At 57.1% G+C, this 8502-nt stretch carries 11 protein-coding genes; 7 read left to right on the top strand and 4 right to left on the bottom strand.

What is annotated here, in order from left to right; genetic code table 11:
- Window positions 1-75: 75 nt before the first annotated feature.
- Complete coding sequence (locus RXV88_RS22560; RefSeq protein WP_316295925.1) at window positions 76-396, bottom strand: type II toxin-antitoxin system RelE/ParE family toxin; 321 nt, start codon at window positions 394-396, stop codon at window positions 76-78.
- Window positions 383-628 (bottom strand): type II toxin-antitoxin system ParD family antitoxin, encoded by a 246-nt coding sequence (locus RXV88_RS22565; protein ID WP_316295926.1) that lies wholly within the window; start codon window positions 626-628, stop codon window positions 383-385. The genes RXV88_RS22560 and RXV88_RS22565 overlap by 14 nt, the downstream gene beginning before the upstream one ends.
- A gap of 443 nt (window positions 629-1071) precedes the next feature.
- Between RXV88_RS22565 and RXV88_RS22570 the strand changes: the two genes are divergently transcribed.
- The 4 genes from RXV88_RS22570 (at window position 1072) to RXV88_RS22585 (ending at window position 4318) form a co-directional block, all read left to right on the top strand.
- Window positions 1072-2181 (top strand): mandelate racemase/muconate lactonizing enzyme family protein, encoded by a 1110-nt coding sequence (locus RXV88_RS22570; RefSeq protein ID WP_316295927.1) that lies wholly within the window; start codon window positions 1072-1074, stop codon window positions 2179-2181.
- Between the two features lie 255 nt (window positions 2182-2436).
- Window positions 2437-2910: a DUF2938 domain-containing protein gene (locus tag RXV88_RS22575; protein WP_316295928.1), complete on the top strand. Its 474-nt coding sequence runs from the start codon at window positions 2437-2439 to the stop codon at window positions 2908-2910.
- A 403-nt stretch (window positions 2911-3313) separates the two neighbouring features.
- The gene (locus RXV88_RS22580) at window positions 3314-3574 is read left to right on the top strand and encodes a hypothetical protein (RefSeq protein WP_316295929.1); all 261 of its coding nucleotides are present in this window, start codon (window positions 3314-3316) and stop codon (window positions 3572-3574) included.
- A gap of 72 nt (window positions 3575-3646) precedes the next feature.
- Window positions 3647-4318, top strand: a complete 672-nt coding sequence (locus RXV88_RS22585) for a hypothetical protein (protein WP_316295930.1) — start codon at window positions 3647-3649, stop codon at window positions 4316-4318.
- 25 nt (window positions 4319-4343) lie between these two features.
- Here RXV88_RS22585 and RXV88_RS22590 read toward each other — a convergent pair whose 3' ends face one another.
- A complete protein-coding gene (locus RXV88_RS22590; protein WP_316295932.1) occupies window positions 4344-5360 on the bottom strand; it encodes a hypothetical protein in 1017 nt (338 codons plus the stop codon).
- Window positions 5361-5547: 187 nt separating this feature from the next.
- On the opposite strand from RXV88_RS22590, the gene RXV88_RS22595 reads away from it, so the two are divergent.
- Window positions 5548-6132 (top strand): hypothetical protein, encoded by a 585-nt coding sequence (locus RXV88_RS22595; protein WP_316295933.1) that lies wholly within the window; start codon window positions 5548-5550, stop codon window positions 6130-6132.
- A gap of 569 nt (window positions 6133-6701) precedes the next feature.
- On the opposite strand, the gene RXV88_RS22600 is transcribed toward RXV88_RS22595, so the two are convergent.
- A complete protein-coding gene (locus RXV88_RS22600) occupies window positions 6702-7055 on the bottom strand; it encodes a hypothetical protein (RefSeq protein WP_316295934.1) in 354 nt (117 codons plus the stop codon).
- A gap of 237 nt (window positions 7056-7292) precedes the next feature.
- Between RXV88_RS22600 and RXV88_RS22605 the strand changes: the two genes are divergently transcribed.
- Window positions 7293-7742: a hypothetical protein gene (locus RXV88_RS22605; protein WP_316295935.1), complete on the top strand. Its 450-nt coding sequence runs from the start codon at window positions 7293-7295 to the stop codon at window positions 7740-7742.
- 366 nt (window positions 7743-8108) lie between these two features.
- Window positions 8109-8502: IS200/IS605 family transposase (gene tnpA, locus RXV88_RS22610; RefSeq protein ID WP_316295936.1), on the top strand; the 394-nt coding region annotated here is incomplete at its 3' end.

The raw sequence follows: 8502 nt of genomic DNA on the forward strand, positions 1-8502 counted from the left end.
CCCTGCAGGCCAAAGCCAACAAAATAAGACATTTCTCACATAAATTCAGAGCGTTGGGCGTTGTTCAGACCCGACTCATTGGTCCACCGCCCTCAGGATCGTGTGCCAATCCTGGCCTGCGCCCAAGACACGCAAGATCAAAAGTTGATTGCCCTCAACCCGGTAGATGATCAGATGCTCCGCGCTGGGATGAATGCGAACAGGTGGGTCGAATTCACCGCGTTCACGCTCCATTTCTGGCATGAAGAGTAACCGATCCAATGTATCTTCAAGGATGTCTGTATAGCGATCGGCCTGCGCGGCTGACCAAGTCCGGGCCGTATATAGCCATATTTCTTCTAAATCGTTTTGGGCTGCGGGTGTCAGCCGGTAGGCGGTCAGTCTACTCGCGGGCATCTTGCGCCCGCATCCTTGCCTTGAATGCCTTGAAGTCGAATGGCTCAGGCTCCCCGCTCTTCACGCCTTCGTCAATCGCCTGCTGCAGAGCCGCGATCGCCTGTACCCTCTCCTGATCGCGCCGAATAAGATGGCGCACGTAATCGCTCGTGTTGCTGAACTGTCCGTCCTTCAACTGGGCTTCAACCCAAGCCTTCATAGGATCGGGAAGGGAGACATTCATCGTTGCCATTCATCATCCTCCTGAAAGCATCCATCGTGCCACAAAATGACGATCATTGTCAATTTTATTGGCAATATTTGCCAAAATTGCGCCGGCCGTCCACTGTCCGCCGCAAGAGAAGAACAATCGCCTTTCCGTTCTCGCTTGGTCACTACTTGTTCCAAGCGACGTTGTGGCCGGCGCGGTGTTAATGCCTCAATGCGGCAACCAAACCGATCGACACTCTCGTCGCCAGCTTTTTCGGCCCTCCGCCGACGAAACTTCGGCCAGCAGAGCCATCGCCGAGGGCCGAGGCCACGGAGAACAACCTTTACATGACAACTTCGGGACAGGAAGCTCATTGCAAAAACGTTCGGTCCCCGCCACGCTTTGCCGGAGCGTGGTAACCCGGGAGATAGATACCGCCATGGACACTGCGTCTCCGACACCGGCAATTCGTTGAGGGCTGACTGATGGCGTGCATCGTCAAAGCTGAGATTTTAATGGTGAACCTTGTGCCCAAGGTCACTCGCACCGATGCCATTCAGTCCTTCGTCAGCCAGGAAACTCCGATCGTGCGCCTGACCGACTCCGATGGTCAAGTGGGGACAGGGTACTCTTATACCATCGGTTCGGGCGGACCGGCGGTGATCAGCCTACTGCGCGAAACCCTTCTACCCCGCTTGATCGGGCGCGAGGCCGAGGAGATCGAGGGTATCTGGCGGGACCTTCTTTTCGCCACACATGCAACGGCGGTCGGCGCCATTACCTCGCTTTCGTTGGCCGCGATCGATACCGCTCTTTGGGACTTGCGCTGTATACGTGCCGGATTGCCGCTTTGGCGCATGGCGGGCGGTACGAAATCTTCGGTCCCGCTCTATTCAACTGAGGGCGGCTGGTTGCACATCACGGCCAAAGACCTGGTGGCGGATGCGCTTGAAATGCAGAAACGGGGTTTCATTGGCTCCAAGATCAAGATCGGCAAGCCGACGCTGGCTGAAGATCGCGCGCGTCTGAAGGCCGTGCGCGAGGCGGTTGGCGCGGATTATCAAATCCTGGTCGACGCCAACCAATCCTTCACCCTCGCCGAGGCACGCCGTCGCGCCGACATGTTGGCCGAATTCGACATTGGCTGGTTCGAAGAACCAATGCCTGCCGACGATGTGGGAGCACATGTCCAACTGACTGCCGCCTCACCGGTTCCCATCGCCGTTGGTGAGAGCATGTATTCTGCCAGCCAATTCAAGGATTATCTGGCAATGGGCGGATGCACGATCGTTCAGGCCGATGTGGCCCGCGTGGGCGGCATCACTCCCTGGCTCAAGATCGCGCATATGGCCGAGGCTTTCAACGTTGCGATCTGCCCGCATTTCCTAATGGAACTCCATGTCAGCCTGACCTGCGCGGTGCCCAATGCCCCGATGCTGGAATACATCCCGCAGCTGGACGACATCACCACCTCTCGCCTCAACATCCACGATGGTTTTGCGATGGCTCCCTCGGCCCCCGGACTTGGCATCGCTTGGGACTGGGATGCCATCACCGCTCGGGCTTTGGCAGGCCTTAGCACCACAATCGAGTGATCGAACGCGGAGCTCGCCGAACCTGCAAAATAGTGTCAACCGTTAAGGATGAGTTGGTAGAGTACAAGCCAAACGATGGGCATGTGGCTCGAATACAAATGGCTTGGTCCTACACTCATCGGCTCACCTGGCTAAGAGGTACTTGCACATCCCCACGAGGTGACCTGAACCACCGCATTGTGGAGATTGTGCACCCGGGTCTGGTCATAGTGCCGGAAACCTGGGACAAGACCCGCAGGCTATGAAAGAGGCAGGATGGCGGAGAACATGATTGCGGGGGTGCTCATGGGCGTGCTGGCGACAGGCGCAATGGATCTATGGGCACTGGCGCTAAACCGATTTGCCGGGCAGCCGCTGCCCAATTGGGCCATGCCTGGACGCTGGGTGGCTCACCTGCCCCGCGGAACAGTATTTCACAACGCGATTTCTGAGGCAGCCAACGTGCCCGGAGAACTTCAGATTGGCTGGGTCTTTCACTATTCGGTGGGGATCATCTATGGCGTCGCACTTGCGACAATCATGGGACCCGGATGGTTGGCTCATCCTACATTTCTGCCCGCATTTTTGTTTTCAATCCTCATGGTGGGCTTTGGCTGGTTCCTGCTGCAACCGGGCATGGGGCTCGGCTGGGCTGCGTCAAAGACCCCCAATCCGTGGAAGGTTCGGGTTATGAACCTCGCCGCCCATACGGTTTTTGCACTGGGCCTTTGGGTGGGAGCCTTGCTTTAGGGCGTTAAACGGAGTCCTTGTCCGCAAAGGAGACATTGGGGCCGACCAAAAGAAAGACCGCTCTGGACTTGCGCTAGGTTTCTGCCTTCGCGTGCGTAGTTGACCGCTTGACCATCAGCGCGCCACCCAGCATCTCATCCAATCTGAGAGCAAATACGATCTTCGCTTATTTGGAACAGGGGATCGATCGCTGGCCGAGAGATTGATGATGACTGTAGAGCGATAGCGCCCGGAATACCTGGCGACAGCTCGAAATCAGACACTATTAAGGCCCAAAACATCCTTTGCGGCACTCTCACCTGCTGCGAGCGCGCCGCGCGCGCGAGTGCATCGCGTCGCTCAATATTACCTCGGCTTTATCCGCGCGCATGAAGGGCAGTTCCGCCAATTCCTTGCGCAGACCATGCGCAACTGGGCGGAAGACTCGGCCGTCCAGCTTAGGGGCGCGCGACGGGTCCGGGCCTTTTCGACCGCCCTGGAGCCGGTTCGGGCGAAGATGAAACCGTCCGAATTCGACGATCTCGTGCGTCGCCTGTCGATGCTCACCGGACTGGAGCAGCATATCGCGCTGTCCGATGTGCTTGGGGTGGATGAGGAGACGGGCGACCGGCTTCAGGCCGGGATCGTGGATGCAGTGCTGGACCGATACCTGCCGACGGGCTGAAGAGCTGGCTTTGCCGTATTTGCAGGGTTTGGTACCGTTTCCACGACAGGTGCATGGAATGGCGGGTCACGAATGAGGTATTACTTACTCGGAATTTCGCTGGCTGTCTTGGCAACTCTTCAGCAGCGCAATGCTCTGGCGGATGAGGGAGCGAGCTTTGATTGCGCGAAGGCGAGCACCGCCGTGGAACAGACGATTTGCGACGATGCGTATTCGATGCTCATGGACCGGGAAATCTCTCGCCAATTCAGCGCTCTGCGGTCAAAGCACCCGGGCGTCGTCGACGCGCAGAAGAACTGGCTGAAACAGCGAGACCGTTGCCAAGACGACCGCGTCTGTCTTTGGACTGCGTTGGCGCGTCGGTGGGTCGCGTTGGGCCGGCAGATCGAGGAGGATCTGGGTGTTCCGGAGCTTTCCGGTGTCTACGACTATGTCGTCCGCCCCGAAGAGATCGTGGGCGATCTGACGCTCGCGGCGGGACCTCGCGGCGACTACGGGTTCTATATTTCTACGGTGACCTTGAGACACGGACATCTTTGCGAGGTCATGGGTGCAAATGCCAGCCGGGCCGGAGCCGGCGAGGTTTCCTGGCCGATTCCCGAGACAGACCGTACCATGACGTTAACCCCAGGCGATGGCGGGGTCGTAACGCTCGCAATCGAGTACGACGACGAGCGCAGTTTTTGTGGTGCGCGCGCTTATTTTTCCGGCCCCTATCGGTTCACGCCGAACGGCGAAAACTGAGCTCTCTGCCACTGCAGCCAACGGGTTATTGCACCGTGGCGGGCTCCGGCGCAGTCGCGAGGGCCGAGATTAGGAAAACATACAACCACTCGGCCTTTTTCGAGCTCAACGGCGTGATCTTTAGGACCTTCCGGTCGGTCTCAACGCGCACGCTCGCGATCATATCGCCAACCTTCAGCACTTCCATGATCGCGTTGAGTGGATAGCGCCTGCCCGGCAGCGCCAAGACGCCGAGCGTCCGACGCATGGTGATGTTTTCCGGCGTCATTTCGATGCGATAGTCCAGCGCCATCCAGACCAGCAGGATCGCCGTAGGCAAACTGAGTATCACCAGCTTCACTACTAGGGGATCGTTGGGCAGCATCACGGCGAGGAACAGCACCGGCACCAGGCCTAGCAGGAAAGGCCAGCGCGACTTGCGGATCACCACCGAAACCATGCCGTCGGCATGCCACCAGGTCAGGCCCTTGGGGACTTCCCGCTGCTGATCGAAGAAATCCGCTATGCGCCCTTGGCGAGCCCGCTCGCGGACTGATCGGGTCAGGTCCGCGACTTCAAGACGCGTTACATTTCCGTCGCCGGAATCGCGCAGGGCCGGCAAGCCGATGGCGAGCGCCATTTCGCTCCAACGCCGGCGCATGCCATAATCGGTCTGCGATCGGTAAAGGGTGATAGAGCGCTTCGAATCGGTGCGGTGGACCAGCATGAGGATGTTCCAGGTACCGGTCTTGTCGCGGGCCGCTCGTTCCACCCGCCACAACACGCCGTCGAAATTTGTTACCGGTTCCGACCAGTCGTCCTGGCCGTCGTCGAAATAGACGACACCGTCCTGAACCGTGATTTGGTCGGTGAAGTCGTCATCGTTCGCCATCGCCTCAGAAAGGGTCAAGTCGCGCGTGGCCATTTTGTAAACCACGGTTACCGAGAAGACGCCCAAAAACGCAGCGCCGATCAGGTCTTCTATAACGCTGACGTAGGCATAGACCCCTAGTGCGCACAAAACTGCGACCAGGAGCCATCGGGGTATTGCTTTGAAAGCCATGTAACCAGCTTAGGCGTCGGGGCTCGGGACATCCACTGTCAAGCGCGCCCAGTCGACGACCCAATGCAGGGGATGAATCCGGCCCAAGATGTTGGTCACCGGCCGCAGAGTTTAACGCGTTATTGAAGAGCAAAGTCCGTCCTCCTACACTACCGCAAAGGAAAGTATGGCGAGGGGAGACGCCATCATGGGACGCCACAAGCGGTTGCGCAAACCCAGCGCAGTAAAACCGGCTTCACCTTCGACCGCCTTGTCGAAAGCTGCATCCATCGTCATGGTGGTCCTCATCATGGGGCCCGCGGGGAGCTTTTTGGGCAGCATGATTGGGGCGGCTGTCTCCTTTGATCTGAGGGCGCTGCAACTGGGCGCCGGAGACTTGTTGACGGACGTTCTCGTGACCGCCGGAGTTGGTATTGGCGCTGGCGTCTTAGCCGGTCTCGCAACCGCGCCTTTCGACCGTAGCAACATTGTCTCGATCGCGATGATCGGGGGCCTGATGTCGGCTGCCGGGTATTTCCTCTACTCCTTATCGTTGAATGCCTGGACGATGAGCCCGTGGGGCGCCGGGATCGGCGTCAGCATTGGCGCCCTATTGGGCGTTCCGGCCGGGTTGGCGGTCTGCCGCGATGAAGACGCTTCCCCTTCGTTGCGCGCGGCGACCGTGCGGGCAACCCGAGGGACGGACCAGCGAATTGACGACGTGGACTGGTGGCGGGCCGAGCTCAACTCAGAGGATGCCGCAGCCGACACCGATGTCGGTGACGCCGGTTGAGCGCCTGCTGGAGGTGACGGGCGCTGACCATAGTTGCCGGAGATCACGGGTTGCCCCGACGGAGATGACGTTCGCCGGAATTGGGGAAACGACCGGTGAAAGGAAGTTGCAGACACAATAGTTGCACCACATGCTTTTGGTGGCGCTCTATTCCTTGCATCTGTGCGGACCCAACCGACATTGGAAGCAGGTGCGCATAGTTCAAAGCGGTAGTCGGGCATGCTTGAAGTCTGGGGACGGGAAACATCGTCGAACGTCCAGATTGATCTCGCCCCAAAATTGCGCTGCTAGTTATCAAACCGTTTGATCCGCAAGGGCCACTTTATCTCAAGAGAAAGGGTCGACCGAGAAGGCCACTAGGCCTCTCACAACCGTAGTGCCGTGCCTAGGGAGGGGTGGCCCAGGTCTGCGGAGGCCCAAACGCCTCGTAGGCAGCGTTTAACATTTTGGTCTTTATCGCTAACCAAGCCGGTTGGTGCTCGCCTCCTCCAGCCGAGAGGGACACGACTGAGTCTGCCACGATTTCCGGGTAAGTAGTTACGCAGTCATTTTCGGAATGTTCAGCAGCTTTACTCGCAGCGTGTGAAGCCCATCGGCTCCCAGACACCATCAAATTCCCAGAGGCGGCCATCCTCGGATATCATGAGTAAGCGCTCTTCGTCGTATGACATGCCTTCGCCCATGCAGGAGAGCGTAATGCGCCAAGCAGGAAGAGTGGAAATTCGTTCAGACCTCTTAACATCACAACGCACTTCATAACCGATAAACGAAGTTGCTGAATACAGAACAGGTGTTGGATCATGCTCGCCAATCATGTCTTTGTACTGACAGGCGCTCGGATCAGTCGTCCAGATGCCGTGCCAGTCATCCGCATGTGCGAACGTTGGCGTTGCAAGGGCTACAAGAGCTGCGAGAAATTTCATGGGACACCTCTAACTAGTCCCGTCCGAGTCGGACGAACAATATCAGAGAAACGCAAGGTTAGCTACCAAACCCTCGCACTTCGGCCAACAGGAGAACATCTTACCTACAAACCCTCAATTGATATGCGATAAACCTGAAGACCAGAATGGCGGCTAATACATTCCCAGACGCTTATCAACGGTATGCATGGCTATTAAATATCTATAATGCATCGAGACAATATTGAAAGGACTGACATGCGCGAACAAGACGTTTATAGATGGCAATGGAAAGATGATCATAATCACCTAGCCTCTTATTGTTGTTATTCACAGATTTGCGTTGTTTGGAAAGGAGAATTGTACGATACGTACTGTGGTGTTTTGACTGAAAGATCGCGGCTCAACCAAGACGAAGTTGAGATTGAGTTTCTTGGAAATCAAGACGACATGATCAAACTTCTAGCTGGTAGTGAAAACTACTATCGCCCCGAAGATGTTGTTGATATGCGCCACCCCAACAATCGACGTGCACCTATCTACTTGAAGCGAGGTGCAGAGCGCGATGCGGATGTCATGTTGGCTTGGGCGTTGAATGCAATCGAAGAAAACCAGATGCAAGCAAGGGCAGCCCAAAATCGAATAAAGGCACTTCAAGATGCAGTTAAGCTAATTGAATCAGGCCGACTGGAAGAGGTCTATGTATAATAGTAATAGACTGAAATTATGCACGACTGCATCGAGTTCGTTAAGCCTATCCATTTGTGGACGACAAACGCAACCCTCATGACGCGAATGGCGGCGAGCAGCCAGCCGAATGAGAAACCCGGTCCAGCGACTAGCACTTCACCTGAAAAGGCTTCGAAGTAGGCTTGTTCGTCGGCTGGGGTTTTGCCGTGGAAGCAACCGGTGCGGGCACGGGTCGCGAGGACGGTGTTCAGTATCCACGCTCTGGAGCAAACCCTCCGACTTTCAGTCGGAAGCGCTTCAGCGCGAAGAATCGTCGTATGATCGTATTCTCCCGAAAATGAACCGGAGCCGGGGTCGGAGGTTCATTTTCGGGAGAATACGATCATGCAGTATGACAAGGGCAAACACTGCGTCTTCTACCATCGGTACCACCTCGTCTGGTCGACAAAGTACCGCTTCAAGGTCCTGACAGGCCGGGTGCGCCTGCGCGTGCGGGACATCTGTCGCCAGGTCTGCCGCGAGAACGATGTCGACATCTTGCGCGGGGTGCTGTCGAGCGACCACGTCCACATGTTCGTATCCGTGCCTCCGAAGCTCGCGATCTCCGATCTGGTGCGCAAGATGAAGGGTCGTTCGTCTCACAAGGTGCAACGAGCGTTCCCAGAACTGCGCAGGCGCTATTGGGCCCGCAGGTTCTGGGGGCTCGGGTATTTCTCGACAACCAACGGCGCCATCACCGAAGACATCGTACTTCAGTACCTCGAACAGCATATCGCCG

Source organism: Aestuariicoccus sp. MJ-SS9, from assembly GCF_032586235.1.
Classification (GTDB): domain Bacteria; phylum Pseudomonadota; class Alphaproteobacteria; order Rhodobacterales; family Rhodobacteraceae; genus Aestuariicoccus.

Coding starts and splice junctions, on each gene's coding strand:
- RXV88_RS22585 (WP_316295930.1), top strand. CDS start 3,647: ATGAGGTATTACTTACTCGGAATTTCGCTGGCTGTCTTGGCAACTCTT.
- RXV88_RS22570 (WP_316295927.1), top strand. CDS start 1,072: ATGGCGTGCATCGTCAAAGCTGAGATTTTAATGGTGAACCTTGTGCCC.
- RXV88_RS22580 (WP_316295929.1), top strand. CDS start 3,314: ATGCGCAACTGGGCGGAAGACTCGGCCGTCCAGCTTAGGGGCGCGCGA.
- RXV88_RS22575 (WP_316295928.1), top strand. CDS start 2,437: ATGGCGGAGAACATGATTGCGGGGGTGCTCATGGGCGTGCTGGCGACA.
- RXV88_RS22560 (WP_316295925.1), bottom strand. CDS start 396: ATGCCCGCGAGTAGACTGACCGCCTACCGGCTGACACCCGCAGCCCAA.
- RXV88_RS22590 (WP_316295932.1), bottom strand. CDS start 5,360: ATGGCTTTCAAAGCAATACCCCGATGGCTCCTGGTCGCAGTTTTGTGC.
- RXV88_RS22600 (WP_316295934.1), bottom strand. CDS start 7,055: ATGAAATTTCTCGCAGCTCTTGTAGCCCTTGCAACGCCAACGTTCGCA.
- RXV88_RS22605 (WP_316295935.1), top strand. CDS start 7,293: ATGCGCGAACAAGACGTTTATAGATGGCAATGGAAAGATGATCATAAT.
- RXV88_RS22595 (WP_316295933.1), top strand. CDS start 5,548: ATGGGACGCCACAAGCGGTTGCGCAAACCCAGCGCAGTAAAACCGGCT.
- RXV88_RS22565 (WP_316295926.1), bottom strand. CDS start 628: ATGGCAACGATGAATGTCTCCCTTCCCGATCCTATGAAGGCTTGGGTT.